Here is a 17,270-nt window from a genome sequence, read left to right as displayed (position 1 = left end):
ATTATTTATTTAACTATTCCGTTAAATATTGCTGTTTAAACATTTTAAATCTTAACAATTCCAGTTTTGTATAAATTTATCGCTTTTTGTATTATCGTTTCAATCTGTTCCAAAGGCAAATCTTCATTATTATCAAACATCATAATCTTCATTCGTGAGCGATTTTCCTGAATCAGAAAATCTTCATCAAAATGTTTTCCTTCTACAATTCCAATATAAGGCCTTTTGAGTTTTTTATGAATCCATAAATAACAGAACATTTTTCCTTTATAAGAGAAAAAGGGCATTCCGTATTTTAAAGTATTGGTTATGTTTTGATCTTGTTTTAAGATGATTTCTTTTAATGCGAGAAATATTCCTTTTATAGGTTCTTCTTGATTTAGATAGAAATCATCTAATTGTTTCATTTTTTTTAATTAAAATTCAAAAAAATATTCGTTTTGCACTTTTCAAAAGAAAACATACAAAACGAATATTAATAAATGTTAAAACACAATTCACGATTTACATTTAACATTTCACTAAAATTTATAATTAATCGTGATTCTCGATTTGTTTGTAAGCATCGATTACCTTTTTAACCAATCTGTGACGTACGATATCTTTATCATCCAAATAAATAATTCCGATACCTTCAATGTCTTTCAGAACTAGAATTGCTTCTTTAAGACCAGAAATTGTTCTTCTTGGTAAATCGACCTGCCCAGGATCACCCGTAATCATAAATTTGGCGTTTTTTCCCATACGAGTCAAAAACATCTTCATTTGTGAGTGTGTGGTGTTCTGTGCTTCATCTAGGATTACGAAAGCATTATCAAGCGTACGTCCACGCATAAAAGCAAGTGGAGCAATTTGAATAATTCCTTTCAAAATATAATCCTCTAATTTTTCATTCGGAAGCATATCACGCAGCGCATCGTAGAGCGGTTGCATATAAGGATCCAGTTTTTCTTTCATATCACCAGGAAGAAAACCAAGATTTTCACCGGCTTCTACCGCAGGACGCGTCAGAATGATCCTTTTTACTTCTTTATCTTTTAGCATTTTAACCGCCATAGCGACACCGGTATACGTTTTTCCGGTTCCAGCAGGACCAATAGCAAAGACCATATCGTTTTTCTTGATAGTATCAACCAACAATTGCTGATTTGGTGTCATTGCTTTGATAATCTTACCGCCAACACCATGAACTAAGATTTTGTCATGATCGTAAGCTCTTTTTTCTTCTTGACCATCACTCATTATGACACGCTCAATTACATTATCATCAATATTATTGTAACGTGTAAAATGAAGCATTAATCTTTGAAATCTTTTTTCGAATTCGTCTAAAACTTCTTTTTCGCCAAATGCTTTTAAAGTTGTCCCTCGCGCTACGATTTTAAGCTTTGGGTAATACTTTTTAATGATTTCTAAATGGCTGTCCTGCGCGCCCCAAAATTCTTTTGGTGCAATATCTACTAGCTCGATTATTCTTTCGTTCAAATGAAGTAGTTTTAAATTAAATAATTCCTTTTATTATTTAGGGGTTGTCGGGTCTATTTTAGTTTCAGTTTTCGATCGCAGTTTTCAGTTTTTTTCTAAATCAAACTTAATCTTCTGGATATAAATACTGTAACTTGCAAAAACTTTAAAAAATACAAATTGTCTTTTCTTTCTTTCAATTTGTGTTTACTATTACTAGCTTTGCATTTCTCAAATTTAATGAAATTTAGATTTAAATACTATCAATAGTTATAAACAAAATTATGTCAATAATTACCCTTACTACAGACTACGGCTTGAAAGATCACTTTGTGGGGTCGCTGAAGGGTAAAATACTTTCTGAAAATCCAGAGGTTCAAATCATTGACATTTCTCATGACATTGATCCCTTTAATACTGCCGAAGCGAGTTACATTATCGGAGCAGCTTACATGAGCTTTCCAAAAGGAACCGTTCATCTTATTGGTGTCGATATTGAGCGTAATAAAGAAAACCAGCATATCGCTATGCAATGGAACGATCACTTCTTTATTTGTGCCGATAATGGTATTTTAAGCATGCTTACGCAGAAAATCGTTCCGCAGAAAATTGTGGCAATTAATATTCACGATCGCTTCCCGATTGAAGCAACAGATTTGGACATCTTTATTCAAGTCGCTTCTCATTTATCTAAAGGAGGTCTGCTGAATGTAATTGGAAAAGAAATTCCTGCCATTAAAGAAGCTACTGAATTGCAAGCTCTTGTAGCAGATGATGGAAATTCTATAAAAGGAAATATCATTTACATTGACCATTTTGGAAACGTGGTTACGAATATCTCTAAAAAGCAATTCTTAGAAATTTCGCGCGGACGTCCGTATGAAATTGTGATGAAACCAAAAAATATCAAAACGATTCTGCCAAATTACTCTGCGATTGCTACTTCAGATAAATATCCGATAAAAACTTATGAAGGAGAAAAACTGGCCATTTTTAATGAAGCTGGTTTTCTAGAAATTGCTATTTTCAGAAGCAACCCTTCTAAAGTGGGTTCTGCAAATAGTTTGTTAGGATTGAATTATCGTGATGTGATTACTATTAAATTCTCCTAAATTAATTTTAGATTTTTAGAATTCAGATTTTAGATTAATTCTCTCGCAGATTTTGCTAATTGAGCAGATTCATATTTATTATTTGTTTGCATTAGTAAAGAAGATTACTCACACAACATAAACATAGCCCGTAGTTTCAACAGGAAACGGATTGTGATACGCATTTTATATACATCCTAATACATAGTGTGCGTGATATGCATTATGCTCCCGCGGTTGAAACCGCGGGCTATATTTGAAATATTATTACTTATTGGAACTCTAAAAAATATCGTTTTATAATATTTGAATTTTTATTTAAAACAACAATCAAATTTGGTATTTTTGCGCACCTGTAAGACTTTGGACAATTCAAAAAATCTAAAATCAACAGTCTAAAATCTTAAATTACAAACATGTTTGTTCGAATAGTAAAAATGAGTTTTCACGAAGAAAAAATCCCAGATTTTCTGGAGAATTTTGAATCAGTGAAAGAGAAAATACGAAATGCCGAAGGAAATCGTTTTTTAGAATTGTATCAGGACAAAAATGATAAAGGTGTCTTTTTTACCTACAGTTATTGGGAAACTGAAGAAGATTTGGAAAATTATAGAAATTCTGAACTCTTTAATAGCGTTTGGGATTTTACAAAAAAACTATTCAATGCAAAACCAGAAGCTTGGAGCTTGGATAAATTGGTAAGCTTAAATTAGTTCAGGTTTAAGGTTTCACGTTACACGTGCGACTTGAAATATGAAATAAAAATTAAATTATGAAATATTTTTTCTTATCACTTTTACTAATTACACTTAGCAGTTGTGCACAAAACAAGCGTTTAGTTTTAGGGGTTGAAAATGCAAACGAAGAATTAAAAATTGCTTTGTCTAAAAAGTCACAGCATAATGTTATCGATAATAACAAGTTAGTTATAAAAGATAGTGCTACTGTAATTAAAATCGTAGAACCTATTTTATTTGATATTTACGGAAAAGAAAAGATAGAAAAACAAAGACCATATGAAATTTACCTCTTAGAAAATTACTGGGTTATTTCTGGAACATTGCCTGAAAATTATGTTGGAGGAACATTTTTAATAATTATTGATGCTAGAAATTCGAAGATTATAAAAATTACACACGGAAAATAATTTATAAGTCGTTTCAAGGGCATGAAACTTGAAACAATACAAAAACAAAAACAAACAAATGAAATCAATCATTTTAAGAGAAATAAAATCCTTTTTTGGTTCTCCTATTGGCTACTTGGTCATTGCAATTTTCTTAATTAGCAACGGACTATTTTTATGGGTCTTTGAAGGAGACTACAATATCCTAAAAACAGGTTATGCCGACTTAACTCCATTTTTCACATTGGCTCCTTGGATTTTAATTTTCTTAATTCCAGCAGTAACCATGAGAAGTTTTTCAGACGAAAAAAAACAAGGAACTTTAGAGTTATTATTGACTAAACCTTTATCTATTTGGGAAATCGTAAATGGTAAATTCTTCGGTTCGTTTTTGCTGATCATTTTGGCAATCATTCCAACTTTAATTTATGTTAAAGTCATTTCAGATTTAGGCTCACCAGAAGGCAATATTGACATGGGAAGCACTATTGGTTCTTATTTCGGACTATTGTTTTTAATTGCTTCTTATTCAGCAATCGGAATCTTTACTTCTGCCCTTTCAGAAAATCAGATTGTGGCTTTTATTATTGCTGTTTTCCTGTGCTTTTTCTTCTATTTTGGTTTTGAAGGATTGAGCTCATTAATTCCAGGATCAAATAGTTTTGTTTCAGCTTTAGGAATGCAAAATCACTTTAAAAGTATGAGTCGAGGTGTAATTGATACTCGCGATATTATTTATTTTTTAAGCATTGCAGCCGCTTTTTTGTCTTTTACTGTTTATCAATTAAAATCTTATAAAGCTTAATGAAACCATCTACAAAACATAATTTAAAGACATTAGGCATTACTATTTTTATTTTAGTTGTTTTAAATGTACTTGGAACGATCTTTTTTCATCGTTTTGATTTAACAAAAGACAAGCGTTATACTTTATCTCCAACTTCATTAGGAATTCTAAAACAAGTAAAGAATCCGCTTTCCATTAAGATATATATGGAAGGAGATCTTCCTGCAGATTTTAGACGTTTGCAACAGGAAACGAAACAATTATTAGAAGAATTTCAGGCCTATAACAGCAATATTGTTTTTGAATTTGTTGATCCGTTAGAAAATGCAGATGAAAGCGACGAATTGACAAAGTCACTTTTCCAAAAAGGATTAACGCCAATAAACATTACAGTTGACGATAAAGGAAAACAATCTCAAGCAATGGTTTTTCCTTGGGCTGTTGCCGTTTACAATAATAAAGAAGTTAATATTCCTTTATTAAAAAATATCATGGGATCTTCGACTACGCAAAAAGTTATCGGATCTATCCAGCATTTAGAATATTCTATTGCAGATGCAATCCATAAAGTCACAAAAGACAAACAGAAAAAGGTTGCAATTATTAAAGGAAATGGCGAATTGAGAGAAAGGCATATTGCTAATATGTTGAAACAGATTCACGAAAGTTATCTTATAGGTCCATTTACATTAGATTCAGTTTCAAAAAATCCGAGTGGAACTTTAAGCGAACTTAAAAAATACGATTTAGCAATTATTGCAAAACCAACAGAAAAATTCTCTGACGAAGAAAAAGAAGTTCTTGATCAATTTATTATGAATGGCGGAAAAACGCTTTGGCTAATTGATCAGACGGCTGCAGACATGGACAGTTTGTACAATGACATGGGTGCGACTTTGGCTTATCCTAGAGATTTAAACCTGAACGATATGTTCTTCAAATACGGGTTCAGAATTAATCCTGATTTGATTAAAGACGAACAAGGAAGTCCAATAAAACTGGCTACTGGCGAACAAGGAAGTGCAACGCAATATCAAGATTTTATCTGGAAATTTGCTCCTCAAGTTTATCCAACAAGCCAGCATCCAATCGTTAAAAATCTAGGCGGAATTAAATTCGATTTCGCAAATCCGATTGACACTTTGAAAAACGGAATTAAGAAAACAGTATTACTGCAATCTTCCCAATATTCTAAAACAATTGGAACGCCAACAGAAGTTAACCTAAACATGGTTACAGAAAAAACAACTCCGCAAGATTATTTGAATAAAGGAAACAAACCGCTTGCTGTTTTATTGGAAGGTTCTTTCCATTCGGCTTTTGAGAATAGAGTTTTGCCTTTCAAAGACAATTCTTTCACAGCACAAGGAAAACCAAACAAAATGATTGTTGTTGCTGATGGAGATATTGCAAGAAACCAGCTAGATAAAAATATGATGCCCGTTGAATTAGGTTACGACCAGAGAACTGGCCAATTGTACGACAATAAAGACTTTATCATGAATTGTATCAATTACCTTCTTGATGATACTGGACTTATTAACATTAGAAGTAAAGATGTCGAATTGCCTTTGTTGGACAAAGAAAAAGTTTACGAAAGTTATACTTTGACCCAATTCATAACTATCGGAGTTCCAATTCTAATTTTATTGATCTTTGGACTAGTATTTACTTTTATCAGAAAGAAAAAGTACAGCAAATAGATGTTAATAAAAAAATGTAATACTTTGGATAGTTTAAGATATATTTGTAATCCGTATATTTAGACCTTAATTTATTCAAAGGCGCATCAAAAAATAAAACAAAACAGATGAAATTTATAGTATCGAGTTCATACTTATTAAAGCAATTACAAGTTTTAGGTAGTGTAATCAATAGCAATAATACGTTGCCTATTTTAGACAACTTTTTATTTGAACTAAACAACAATGAGTTGACCGTTTCGGCTTCAGATCTTGAAACGACTATGTCGGCTACATTATCGATCGATTCTACAAGTAAAGGAAGCGTAGCAGTTCCTGCTAAACTTTTGCTTGAAATTTTAAAAACTTTCCCAGAGCAGCCATTAACTTTTACTGTTGAAGACAATAACACAGTAGAAATTAGCTCTAACTCTGGTAAATATGCATTGGCTTATGCTGCAGGAGAAGAATTTCCTAAAGCGGTAAGTTTAGAAGATCCATCTGTAACGCTTGTTCCTGCAGAAGTTTTGGCAACTGCGGTAAGCAAAACTATTTTCGCTGCTGGAAACGACGATTTACGTCCAGTAATGTCTGGAGTATTCTTCCAGTTTTCGCCAGAAGGATTAATTTTTGTTGCTACAGATGCTCATAAATTGGTGAAATATTCTCGTACAGATGTAAAAGCTTCTCAAGTAGCAGATTTCATCATGCCTAAAAAACCTTTAAACATTTTAAAAAGTATTTTAGGAACTTCTGACGCTGAAGTAAAAATTGAATACAACGATTCAAATGCGACTTTCTCATTTGATAATTATATTTTAATGTGTCGTTTAATTGACGGGAAATATCCTAATTACGAAGCGGTAATTCCAAAAGAAAATCCAAACAAATTAATGATCGATCGTTCTTTATTCTTAAGCTCTGTTCGTCGTGTTGCGATTTTCTCTAACAAAACTACACACCAAATTCGTTTGAAAATTGCTGGAGCTGAATTAAACGTTTCTGCAGAAGATATCGATTACTCAAATAAAGCAGAAGAAAGATTGACTTGTGATTATCAAGGTGATGATTTACAAATTGGTTTCAACTCTCGTTTCTTGACAGAGATGCTTACAAACCTTCAGTCAGACATGATTATGCTTGAAATGTCTTTACCTAACAGAGCTGGAATTTTAACTCCAGTTGATGGTTTAGAAGAGGGAGAAACTGTTACTATGTTGGTAATGCCTGTAATGTTAAATAGTTAACATTAAAGTTTCTTTCTGTTACAGGGATATTTTTTAGTTTTAAATAAAAGATTTATCATTGTAAAAAAAAAGATATCGCTATTAACCAACCATTTTTTATACCTAGAAACCGCAATTCCTCATAAAGAATTGCGGTTTTTTATTTAGGTTTTCTTTGTTTCAAGTTTCAAGTTGATATACTATTTGATATGCTATGCGTATAATTTTAACGCAAAGTTCGCAAAGGTTTTACGCAAAGTTCGCTAAGATTCTTGCTTAGGATTGTTTTAGAATGCTAAGAACGCAAAGCTTTGTGTACTTATACTCTTTACAAAGACTTTGGTAAAAAGAAAACTTTGTGACCTTTGCGTAACCTTTGCGCACTTTGCGGTTAGAAAAACAAAGCATATCAACTTGAAATCTGAAACTTAAAACTTAAAAAAACATTTTTCCTTATCTTTGTAAAATGAAAATAGAAATTTGGTCGGACATCATGTGTCCGTTTTGTTATATCGGAAAAAGACAATTGGAAACTGCACTTGCGGTATTTCCAGATGATGAATTTGAAATTGAATGGAAAAGCTTTCAGCTTGATCCAACCATAACTGCAGAACCAGACATGGACGTTTACACGTTCTTAGCAGAAAGAAAAGGCATGTCAATTGAACAATCTAAAGAAATGCACAAAGGTGTCGCAGAACGTGCTAAAAGTGTTGGTTTAGATTATAATTTTGATAAAGCTGTTATCTCAAATTCTTTAAACGCGCATCGAATCATTCAATTGGCTAAAACAAAAAATATTGGCGATCGAATGGAAGAGATTTTCTTTAAAGCCTATTTTACCGACGGAGAAGATTTAAACAATGGTCAAACTTTGATTAAATTGGGAATCCAGGCTGGTTTAGAAGAAAATGAAATTAGAGAAGTTCTGGAAAGCGAAGATTTATTTATTAAAGAAGTTCAAGCAGATATCAAAGAAGCTGCCGAAATTGGCGTTCAAGGAGTTCCATTCTTTGTATTTGATCGTAAATATGCAGTTTCTGGCGCTCAACCAATTGAAACTTTTGTAAAAACAATTCAAGAAGTTTTAAAGTAAAACTTTAATCTTATAAAAACGTAAAAGCGTGCTGTCTACATTTAAACAGCACGCTTTTATTATTTAGTCCTTAAATAAACTAAAAAAAATTAATGTCCGGCTCTACCTTTAGAATCATTAGATTTTGTTGTAGTGCTTTTTGCTCTAGAACCAGCTGTTGATTTTTGAGTTTTTCCAGAATCTTTCATTCCAGATTTCGAATCTTTTCTTGAAGTTTCCATAATGTTATAATTTTTTAAATTATTAGTTATACAAAGTTGCAAAATAGCTAAGTGCTTATTTTACAGAATTATACTTGAGTTTTACAAAATGAGAATTATGCTAAAACGCCCCAATAAACAAATCATGTAAGATTAAATGTAAATCCTATAATTTTTTTAAGCGTCTAATTTTCAAATTTGTATATATCAAAAATTTAGAGAACTTACTAATTTAAAACAGCAGCCATGAGAAAAGATGCAAACAGCCGACAAACTGCAAACTTAAATGATTTTAAATGCAGTAAACCCGATCATATTGATACCGCACATGAAAATGAAGCAATGGATCATGAATTTACTTCGGGAGAAAATGAAGATAATAATTATAGAAATCAGTTTACTGACTATTCTGATTGTTATGAAATTATAGAAAGCGGACTAAATTTAGCTGAAAACAATACTCCTTTTTCAACTTACGACACCACCAATCCTTATGACAGTTATAATTTAGATAATGAAGATGACAAATACAGCTGTCCGCCATATAGTAATTTTGAATACTAAAAAAATCCGGAATAGCTGATCATCAAAGAATGAACAAGAATAATTATCTAATTGCCAAATTTTCTAATTATCCAATTAAAAAATGAATGCACCCTTATTACAATTTAACGATAAAGGAATATACTGCCAGCAAGCCGATGTTTATCTCGATCCATGGCGGCCAGTAAAAAATGCGATAATTACACATGGACATTCAGATCATGCGCGTTGGGGGCATGAAAACTATATTACACATTATTCAAATATTCCGATTATAAAATATCGTCTAGGAGAAATAAATGTTTCTGGCAAAGACTGGAATGAAACTTTTATTATAAACGGCGTGAAATTTTCTTTTCATCCAGCGGGCCATATTATTGGTTCAGCACAAATTAGAGTTGAATACAAAGGTGAAATTTGGGTTTTTACTGGCGATTATAAAACAGAAGACGATGGAATCTCAGTTCCTTATGAAGTGGTAAAATGCCATTCGTTTATAACAGAATGCACTTTCGGACTTCCAGCTTTTAAATGGGAACCACAAACAAATGTCATGACTGATATCAATAATTGGTGGGCAGAAAACCGTGCAGAAGGAAAAACTTCTATTCTATTTGGCTATTCTTTAGGAAAAGCACAACGATTATTAAAAAATCTTGATACCAGCATTGGGCAAATTTACACACATGGCGCAATCGAAAACATGACTAATATTGTTCGTCCGCAAATTGATTTGCCGCAAACTACTAGAATTACTTTAGAAACTAAAAAAGAAGATTTATTAGGCAATATTGTCATTGCACCACCAAGCGCTCACGGAAGTACCTGGATTAGAAAAATGACTCCTTTTGTAACGGGAACAGCAAGTGGTTGGATGGCTTTTCGCGGTGCAAGACGCAGACGAGCTGTAGACCGAGGTTTTGTTTTAAGCGATCATTGTGATTGGACAGGTTTACTAGAAAGCATAAAAGCAACAGGTGCAGAAAAAGTAATCTGCACTCATGGCTATTCAGATATTTTTTCAAGATATCTAAGAGAATTAGGTTACGATGCCAGAACAGCCAACACGCAATATGAAGGAGAAACGAACGACGCAAATAATGATGAATTGTAAATTATTAATTTCAAACTCAAAATTCATAATCAAATGAAAAACTTTGCCGAGCTTATAAAAACCTTAGACAGTTCTAATAAAACATCGGTAAAAGTTGATGCGCTGACAAACTATTTCTTAAAAGCAAGCGATGAAGATAAAGTCTGGACCATTGCCATACTTTCGCATCGTCGTCCTCCCCGACCAGTTAATACCACTTTATTGCGCTTATGGGCAAACGAATTGGCTAATATACCGCTTTGGTTGTTTGAAGAAAGTTATCATATTGTAGGTGATTTGGCCGAAACCATTGCGCTTGTTATTCCGACTACAAAAGAGCATACAGACAAAAGTCTGACTGAATTTCTACAGGAAATAATCGCTTTAAAAAAGAAAACTGATTTAGAGAAAAAAGAATATTTACAGACCAATTGGTTGAATCTAAATTATTACGAACGTTTTGTTTTTACTAAATTAATTACCGGAAGTTTTAGGATTGGTTTGAGTCAGAAGTTGATGACGCGAGCGCTCTCTAAAGCTGAAAATATAGACGAAGATACATTGGCGTACAAATTAATGGGCGATTGGAATCCGAATACGATTACATTTCAAGAATTGATTTTAGATGAAAAAAGCAGTGATTATTTATCAAAACCTTATCCGTTTTATTTGGCTTATCCGATTGAAGGCGAATTGGAAAGTTTAGGAAATCCCGAAGATTGGAGTGCAGAACATAAATGGGACGGAATTCGTTCTCAAACGATTATTCGTGAAAATGAAATCTACGTCTGGAGCCGTGGCGAAGAATTAGTAACCGATAAATATCCAGAATTCAATTCTTTTATTGGACTAATCTCCAATGGAACTGTAATTGACGGAGAGATTCTTCCTTTCATAAACAATCAAGTCGGAACTTTTAATGATCTACAAACTCGAATTGGCCGTAAAAATGTATCTGCTTCTATTTTAAAAAATACGCCTGTCATCATTAAAGCTTACGATTTATTGGAATGGCAGGGAAATGATATTCGGAATCTTTCTTACGAAAAACGCCGTACTTTATTAGAAGAAATGTTTACCAGTTTAATAGGAAAAGATATTCCACTACAGCTTTCAGAACGAATTAATTTTTCTACTTGGGAAGAAATTACAAATGAAAGATTAAAATCTCGTGAAATGAAAAGCGAAGGTTTAATGCTAAAACGAAAAGATTCTCCTTATCTCGTTGGAAGAAAAAAAGGAGATTGGTGGAAATGGAAAATTGAGCCTTTAACCATAGATGCCGTCCTCACCTACGCTATGCGCGGTCACGGAAGACGATCAAATCTATTTACCGATTATACTTTTGCGCTTTGGCAAGAAAATGAAAACAACGAACGAGAACTCGTCACTTTCGCGAAAGCGTATTCCGGTTTGACCGATGCAGAATTTAGGATGGTAGATGATTTTATTAAAAAGAATACTTTAGAGCGATTTGGTCCAGTTAGAAGTGTTACGCCTAAATTGGTTTTTGAAATTGGGTTTGAAGGAATTTCGCTTTCTAAAAGACATAAAAGTGGCGTTGCAACACGTTTTCCGCGCATTTTAAGATGGCGACACGATAAAAAAATTGAAGAAGCCAATTCGATAGAAGATTTAAAAAATATGATTTTATAAATGAACAGAGAGCAGTTATTTACAATCGCCAACAATTGGTTTGAAAGTCAGGGATGGAAACCTCTTCCGTTTCAAACTCAGACATGGACTGCTTTTCTTCAAGGCAAAAATGGTTTATTGAACGCGCCAACTGGAAGCGGAAAAACCTATGCGCTCTGGCTTCCGATTATTTTAAATTACATTAAAGAAAATCCGAATTATAAAACTAAACACCATCCAGGTTTAAAAGCGATTTGGATCACACCGCTTCGTTCTTTATCTATAGAAATCAAACAAGCAGCAGAACGAGTTTTAAACGATCTAGACGTTCCTATGACGGTCGGTATTCGTTCTGGAGATACTTCTTCGGCAGAAAGAGCCAAGCAAAAAGGCAAAATGCCCGATTTATTGATTACAACTCCAGAAAGCTTACAATTGCTTTTGGCAACAAAAGGTTATGCCAATACATTTAAAAACTGCAGTTCTATTGTCATTGATGAATGGCATGAATTACTAGGAACCAAACGTGGCGTTCAGATAGAATTGGCATTATCCCGATTAAAAACGATTACCAAAAAATTACGTATCTGGGGAATTTCAGCTACAATTGGCAATCTTCAGCAAGCACAAGAAGTTTTACTCGGAGTTGATTCTGAAGCTTTTAATAATTCTATTTTAATCAAAGCCGTAATTCATAAGAAAATAAAAGTCGTTTCTATCATTCCAGAGAAAATGGATACGTATCCGTGGCGCGGACACATGGGGTTACATTTGATTGATGAAACGGCTAAAATTATCAAAGCCAGTAAAACTACTTTAATTTTTACGAATGTTCGCTCAGCATGCGAAATCTGGTATCAAAGATTATTAGAAAAATATCCTGAATTTGCTGGAGAAATGGCAATGCATCACGGAAGTATTGACAGAGAAACGAGAATTTGGGTAGAAAATGCAATTCGGAATGAAGAATTAAAAGTAGTAGTCTGCACTTCGAGTTTAGATTTGGGAGTTGACTTTGCTCCAGTCGAATCGATTATTCAGGTTGGTGGACCAAAAGGTGTCGCCCGTTTTATGCAACGCGCCGGGCGAAGTGGGCATCAACCCGGAAAAGAAAGTGTTATTTATTTTCTAGCCACTCACGCTATTGAACTTATTGAAGCTTCGGCATTAAAAAAAGCGGTTGAAAACAGTGTTATTGAAGATCGGGTTCCGTATTTAAACGGTTGGGATGTTTTGGTTCAATATCTCAATACTTTAGCCGTTTCTGATGGATTTTATCCCAACGAAATTTTTAAAGAAATTCAAGGTACTTTTAGCTATCAAACCATTTCATCAGAAAACTGGAATTGGATTCTAAATTTTATTACGCAGGGCAGTCAGAGTCTTCATGCCTACGACGAATTTAAAAAAGTAGAAATTGATGAAAACGGCTGTTATAAAATAAACAGCCGAATGATTGCGATGCATCACAGAATGCAGATTGGAACAATCGTTGGCGATGCTGTTATGAATGTAAAATATGTTAGTGGTGGTTATATTGGTACAATTGAAGAATGGTTTATTTCGAAGCTAAAACCTGGTGACACTTTCATTTTCGGAGGAAAAAAATTGGAGTTATTCAAAATTAGAAATATGCAGGTTTTGGTTAAAAAAGCAAATCCTAAGAAAGAATCTAAAATTGCAAGCTGGATGGGTGGGCGTTTGGCTCTTTCTTCTCAAATGAGCGAATTGCTTCGAAAAGAATTATATCGTGCCAATACTGATAATCTTTCTCCTGAATTAAGAGCTTTACAGCCTTTATTTCAAAGACAGCGAAAAGAATCTATTGTACCGAGTTCAGATGAATTTTTAATTGAAACATTTAAAACTCGAGAAGGATTTCATGCTATTTTTTATCCTTTTGAAGGTCGCTTTGTTCATGAAGCTTTGGCTAGTTTATTGGCTTTTAGAATTAGTTTATTGCAATCGATCACTTTTTCTTTGGCTTATAATGATTATGGTTTTGAATTGCTTTCAGATCAGGAAATTGATATTGAAGCCGTTTTAGATAATAATCTCTTTTCAACAGAATATGTGCATCATGATTTGCAGAAAAGCTTAAATTCAACCGAAATGGCTCGAAGAAAATTTAGAGACATTGCTGTAATTTCAGGATTAGTCTTTACTGGTTTTCCTGGAAAAATGGTTAAAACAAAACATTTGCAAAGTGGTTCTCAATTACTATTTGAAGTTTTTAGAGATTTTGAACCTGATAATTTATTACTGCATCAAGCCTATCGCGAAACATTTGAACATCAATTAGAAGAAGGCCGTTTGATAATGGCTTTGGAAAGAATTGCCAATCAGAAAATTATTTGGAAACAATGCTTAAAGCCAACACCATTTAGTTTTCCAATTATTACCGATCGCTTACGAGAAAAATTATCAAGTGAAACTTTGGCTGAAAGAATTCAGAAAATGACTGCTTCATATATGAAATAACGACTTATGAAAATTCAAATACAAAATGAAACCTTTATACTTCACTCAAGCGGAGCTGTTTTTTGGGAATCTAAAAAAATAATTATCATTTCTGATGTTCATTTAGGAAAAGTTACGCATTTTAGAAAACACGGAATCGCGATACCGCAAAACGCCATTTCTGAAAATTTTAGAAAAATTACTGAAGTTTTGGATGAATTCATGCCTGAAAAAATCATTTTTCTCGGCGATTTATTTCACAGTTCAAAAAATGCAGAATGGGATTTATTTGAAAAATGGCTTTCTAACCACAATCAAGAAACCTATTTGATTACGGGAAATCACGATATAATTGATGAGAAACACTACAAAACGATTGGTGTTGTGGTCATCGAAATGTTACAAATAGATGCTTTTTTCTTCACACATCATCCTACAGAAAAAGAGAATTTGTTTAATTTTTCAGGACACATTCATCCCGGGATTGTCTTGCGTGGCTTGGGTTTACAGACCTTAAAGCTTCGTTGTTTCTTTTGCAAACCCAATCAAATGATTCTTCCCGCTTTTGGAGAATTTACTGGAAAATATTTTCTAAAACCCAATTCTGAAGATACTGTTTACGCAATTGCAGGAAATGATGTCGTTCAAATTAAAAAAGAATAACGTAACATATAAACAAACTTAAAAACACATCCTCTTAACAATCAATACATTATACGTATTTATTCACAAAAATAAAAGAATTATCTTTCAAATTTTAAGCTTACATTAGTTGAATTAACTTATAAAGCTTTGAAAATGAAGAATATTACATCAAAATTTGACAAAGTCCTAAACAATTCTACAACCTACGGAAATGTTAATCATGAACCAGATTCGAGTACAGAAACCCAGTTAAACACCCCAGAAAAATCAATGCCGTTTTCAGATCAAATTGGAAATTACCAACGTAACATTGGAATTCCACTCAAATCGCACGAAAACAGTAAAATCTATATTGTAGGAAGCGGAATTGCTGGAATGGCCGCGGCATATTATTTTATAAGAGATGGCCGAATTCCAGCAAAAAACATCACTTTTTTAGAACAACTTCATATTGACGGCGGTTCTTTGGACGGCGCAGGAAATCCGAAAGATGGATATATTATTCGTGGAGGACGCGAAATGGATATGACTTATGAAAATCTTTGGGATATTTTCCAAGATATTCCCGCTCTAGAAATGCCGCCTCCATATACCGTTTTAGATGAATATCGATTAATCAATGACAATGATTCTAATTATTCTAAAGCGCGTTTAATTCATAAAAATGGCGAAATTAAAGACTTTAGCAAATTTGGTTTAAACAAAAAAGATCAGCTTGCTATTGTAAAATTACTTCTTAAAAGAAAAGACGAATTAGATGATCTTACTATTGAAGATTATTTTAGCGCAACGTTTCTAGAAAGCAATTTTTGGACATTTTGGAGAACTATGTTTGCTTTTGAAAACTGGCATAGTTTATTAGAACTTAAACTTTATATGCATCGTTTTCTCCACGCCATTGACGGACTAAATGATCTCTCTTCATTAGTCTTTCCGAAATACAATCAATACGATACTTTTATTACTCCGCTTCGAAAATTTCTTGAAGAAAAAGGCGTAAATATTAAATTTCATACGCTTATAAAAGATCTAATTATTCAAAGTAATACTGAAGGTAAAATTGTTGAAGGAATTATTACTGAGCATGAAGGAAAAGAATCAAGATCTCCTATCGGAAAGGATGATTTTGTTATTGTAACAACAGGTTCTATGACCGAAGATACTTTTTATGGAGACAATAAAACAGCGCCAATTATTGGTATCGACAACTCCACAAGCGGTAAAAGTCCAGGATGGATGTTGTGGAAAAATCTTGCAGCAAAATCTCCTATTTTTGGCAAGCCTGAAAAGTTCTGCAGTAATATCGAAAAATCATCTTGGGAATCTGTTACTTTAACTTGCCGACCTTCTGCTTTTGTAGAGAAACTAAAAGAATACTCGGTAAACGATCCATACTCAGGAAAAACAGTGACTGGCGGAATTATCACGATTACCGATTCTAATTGGCTAATGAGTTTTACTTGTAACAGACAGCCCCACTTTCCAGATCAGCCAGATGATATTTTGGTAATTTGGGTTTATTCATTGTTTATGGACAAACCAGGAAATTATATTAAGAAAGTAATGCCCGAATGTACAGGAGACGAAATTTTAGCCGAATTAAGCTTTCATCTCGGAATAATAGACAAACTTGACAATGTAATTGAAAATACAATTTTACGAAGTGCTTTTATGCCCTACATTACTTCTATGTTTATGCCTCGAGCAAAAGGCGATCGTCCTAGAGTTGTACCTGAAGGCTGCAAAAATCTTGGTTTAATTGGACAATTTGTTGAAACAAATAATGATGTAGTTTTCACAATGGAAAGTTCGATTAGAACGGCTAGAATTGCGGTTTATAAGTTATTGAATTTAAACAAACAGGTTCCCGATATTAATCCGCTTCAGTATGATATTCGTCATTTGCTAAAAGCAGTAAGAACGCTCAATGACGGAAAAGCATTTTTAGGCGAAAGTATTCTGCATAAAGTTTTAAGAGGAACTTACTTTGAGCATGTTTTGCCGCCAATTGAAGAAGATAAAGAAGAACATGAATCTTTTATTTCAGAACAGGTAAACCGATTTAAAGATTGGATAAAAGGGGTTAAGGATTAAATTGTGAATTGTGAATTGCGAGTTATGAATAATTAATTTAAAACTATTTGAATCATTTTATCTAAAGTAATAAATTACATTCTGTTAGGAATATTTGGTCGGTGAAAAATCATGATATTGTTGTGAAA

The 17,270-nt window shown here is 33.2% G+C and carries 16 protein-coding genes; 13 read left to right on the top strand and 3 right to left on the bottom strand.

Annotation, left to right across the window (positions count from 1 at the left end; genetic code table 11):
• Positions 1-44: 44 nt before the first annotated feature.
• Both JC605_RS21300 and JC605_RS21295 read right to left on the bottom strand, forming a co-directional pair.
• The gene (locus tag JC605_RS21300) at positions 45-407 is read right to left on the bottom strand and encodes a DUF1801 domain-containing protein (protein WP_198858110.1); all 363 of its coding nucleotides are present in this window, start codon (positions 405-407) and stop codon (positions 45-47) included.
• A 127-nt stretch (positions 408-534) separates the two neighbouring features.
• Positions 535-1,485 (bottom strand): PhoH family protein, encoded by a 951-nt coding sequence (locus JC605_RS21295; RefSeq protein WP_144212431.1) that lies wholly within the window; start codon positions 1,483-1,485, stop codon positions 535-537.
• 263 nt (positions 1,486-1,748) lie between these two features.
• On the opposite strand from JC605_RS21295, the gene JC605_RS21290 reads away from it, so the two are divergent.
• The 7 genes from JC605_RS21290 (at position 1,749) to JC605_RS21260 (ending at position 8,472) form a co-directional block, all read left to right on the top strand.
• Entirely contained in the window at positions 1,749-2,576 is an 828-nt protein-coding gene (locus tag JC605_RS21290) for an S-adenosyl-l-methionine hydroxide adenosyltransferase family protein (RefSeq protein ID WP_198858109.1), read from the top strand.
• 395 nt (positions 2,577-2,971) lie between these two features.
• Positions 2,972-3,268: a putative quinol monooxygenase gene (locus JC605_RS21285; protein WP_198858108.1), complete on the top strand. Its 297-nt coding sequence runs from the start codon at positions 2,972-2,974 to the stop codon at positions 3,266-3,268.
• Positions 3,269-3,327: 59 nt separating this feature from the next.
• Complete coding sequence (locus tag JC605_RS21280) at positions 3,328-3,702, top strand: YbbC/YhhH family protein (RefSeq protein WP_198858107.1); 375 nt, start codon at positions 3,328-3,330, stop codon at positions 3,700-3,702.
• A gap of 58 nt (positions 3,703-3,760) precedes the next feature.
• The gene (gene gldF / locus JC605_RS21275; RefSeq protein ID WP_198858106.1) at positions 3,761-4,486 is read left to right on the top strand and encodes a gliding motility-associated ABC transporter permease subunit GldF; all 726 of its coding nucleotides are present in this window, start codon (positions 3,761-3,763) and stop codon (positions 4,484-4,486) included.
• The gene (gene gldG / locus JC605_RS21270) at positions 4,486-6,171 is read left to right on the top strand and encodes a gliding motility-associated ABC transporter substrate-binding protein GldG (RefSeq protein ID WP_198858105.1); all 1,686 of its coding nucleotides are present in this window, start codon (positions 4,486-4,488) and stop codon (positions 6,169-6,171) included. Before gldF ends, gldG begins: the two co-directional genes overlap by 1 nt.
• A 107-nt stretch (positions 6,172-6,278) precedes the next feature.
• The gene (gene dnaN / locus JC605_RS21265; RefSeq protein WP_095930019.1) at positions 6,279-7,397 is read left to right on the top strand and encodes a DNA polymerase III subunit beta; all 1,119 of its coding nucleotides are present in this window, start codon (positions 6,279-6,281) and stop codon (positions 7,395-7,397) included.
• Between the two features lie 445 nt (positions 7,398-7,842).
• Complete coding sequence (locus JC605_RS21260) at positions 7,843-8,472, top strand: DsbA family protein (protein WP_198858104.1); 630 nt, start codon at positions 7,843-7,845, stop codon at positions 8,470-8,472.
• 89 nt (positions 8,473-8,561) lie between these two features.
• Here JC605_RS21260 and JC605_RS23860 read toward each other — a convergent pair whose 3' ends face one another.
• Positions 8,562-8,693, bottom strand: a complete 132-nt coding sequence (locus JC605_RS23860) for a hypothetical protein (RefSeq protein ID WP_255562403.1) — start codon at positions 8,691-8,693, stop codon at positions 8,562-8,564.
• A 225-nt stretch (positions 8,694-8,918) separates the two neighbouring features.
• Between JC605_RS23860 and JC605_RS21255 the strand changes: the two genes are divergently transcribed.
• The 6 genes from JC605_RS21255 to JC605_RS21230 all read left to right on the top strand — a co-directional run bounded on the left by JC605_RS21255 (position 8,919) and on the right by JC605_RS21230 (position 17,142).
• A complete protein-coding gene (locus JC605_RS21255) occupies positions 8,919-9,236 on the top strand; it encodes a hypothetical protein (RefSeq protein ID WP_198858103.1) in 318 nt (105 codons plus the stop codon).
• An 82-nt stretch (positions 9,237-9,318) separates the two neighbouring features.
• On the top strand, positions 9,319-10,329 hold the full coding sequence (locus JC605_RS21250; RefSeq protein WP_198858102.1) for a ligase-associated DNA damage response exonuclease: 1,011 nt from the start codon (positions 9,319-9,321) through the stop codon (positions 10,327-10,329).
• A 33-nt stretch (positions 10,330-10,362) separates the two neighbouring features.
• Positions 10,363-11,964 (top strand): ATP-dependent DNA ligase, encoded by a 1,602-nt coding sequence (locus tag JC605_RS21245; RefSeq protein WP_198858101.1) that lies wholly within the window; start codon positions 10,363-10,365, stop codon positions 11,962-11,964.
• Positions 11,965-14,424, top strand: a complete 2,460-nt coding sequence (locus tag JC605_RS21240) for a ligase-associated DNA damage response DEXH box helicase (RefSeq protein ID WP_198858100.1) — start codon at positions 11,965-11,967, stop codon at positions 14,422-14,424.
• 6 nt (positions 14,425-14,430) lie between these two features.
• Complete coding sequence (gene pdeM / locus JC605_RS21235) at positions 14,431-15,066, top strand: ligase-associated DNA damage response endonuclease PdeM (protein ID WP_198858099.1); 636 nt, start codon at positions 14,431-14,433, stop codon at positions 15,064-15,066.
• A 135-nt stretch (positions 15,067-15,201) separates the two neighbouring features.
• On the top strand, positions 15,202-17,142 hold the full coding sequence (locus JC605_RS21230) for an oleate hydratase (protein ID WP_198858098.1): 1,941 nt from the start codon (positions 15,202-15,204) through the stop codon (positions 17,140-17,142).
• Positions 17,143-17,270: the final 128 nt, after the last annotated feature.

This window comes from Flavobacterium sp. IB48 (assembly GCF_016405855.1).
Classification (GTDB): Bacteria; Bacteroidota; Bacteroidia; order Flavobacteriales; family Flavobacteriaceae; genus Flavobacterium; species Flavobacterium ginsengisoli.
The sequence above is the reverse complement of the archived record's forward strand: the minus strand, read 5'-3'. Positions and strand labels throughout refer to the sequence as shown.

What these genes read in the sequence shown, in the direction of transcription:
- JC605_RS21280 (WP_198858107.1), top strand. Translation starts at nt 3,328, where the DNA reads ATGAAATATTTTTTCTTATCACTTTTACTAATTACACTTAGCAGTTGT.
- JC605_RS21230 (WP_198858098.1), top strand. Translation starts at nt 15,202, where the DNA reads ATGAAGAATATTACATCAAAATTTGACAAAGTCCTAAACAATTCTACA.
- JC605_RS21255 (WP_198858103.1), top strand. Translation starts at nt 8,919, where the DNA reads ATGAGAAAAGATGCAAACAGCCGACAAACTGCAAACTTAAATGATTTT.
- gldF (WP_198858106.1), top strand. Translation starts at nt 3,761, where the DNA reads ATGAAATCAATCATTTTAAGAGAAATAAAATCCTTTTTTGGTTCTCCT.
- gldG (WP_198858105.1), top strand. Translation starts at nt 4,486, where the DNA reads ATGAAACCATCTACAAAACATAATTTAAAGACATTAGGCATTACTATT.
- JC605_RS21300 (WP_198858110.1), bottom strand. Translation starts at nt 407, where the DNA reads ATGAAACAATTAGATGATTTCTATCTAAATCAAGAAGAACCTATAAAA.
- JC605_RS23860 (WP_255562403.1), bottom strand. Translation starts at nt 8,693, where the DNA reads ATGGAAACTTCAAGAAAAGATTCGAAATCTGGAATGAAAGATTCTGGA.
- JC605_RS21250 (WP_198858102.1), top strand. Translation starts at nt 9,319, where the DNA reads ATGAATGCACCCTTATTACAATTTAACGATAAAGGAATATACTGCCAG.
- JC605_RS21245 (WP_198858101.1), top strand. Translation starts at nt 10,363, where the DNA reads ATGAAAAACTTTGCCGAGCTTATAAAAACCTTAGACAGTTCTAATAAA.
- JC605_RS21260 (WP_198858104.1), top strand. Translation starts at nt 7,843, where the DNA reads ATGAAAATAGAAATTTGGTCGGACATCATGTGTCCGTTTTGTTATATC.
- dnaN (WP_095930019.1), top strand. Translation starts at nt 6,279, where the DNA reads ATGAAATTTATAGTATCGAGTTCATACTTATTAAAGCAATTACAAGTT.
- JC605_RS21285 (WP_198858108.1), top strand. Translation starts at nt 2,972, where the DNA reads ATGTTTGTTCGAATAGTAAAAATGAGTTTTCACGAAGAAAAAATCCCA.
- pdeM (WP_198858099.1), top strand. Translation starts at nt 14,431, where the DNA reads ATGAAAATTCAAATACAAAATGAAACCTTTATACTTCACTCAAGCGGA.
- JC605_RS21290 (WP_198858109.1), top strand. Translation starts at nt 1,749, where the DNA reads ATGTCAATAATTACCCTTACTACAGACTACGGCTTGAAAGATCACTTT.
- JC605_RS21240 (WP_198858100.1), top strand. Translation starts at nt 11,965, where the DNA reads ATGAACAGAGAGCAGTTATTTACAATCGCCAACAATTGGTTTGAAAGT.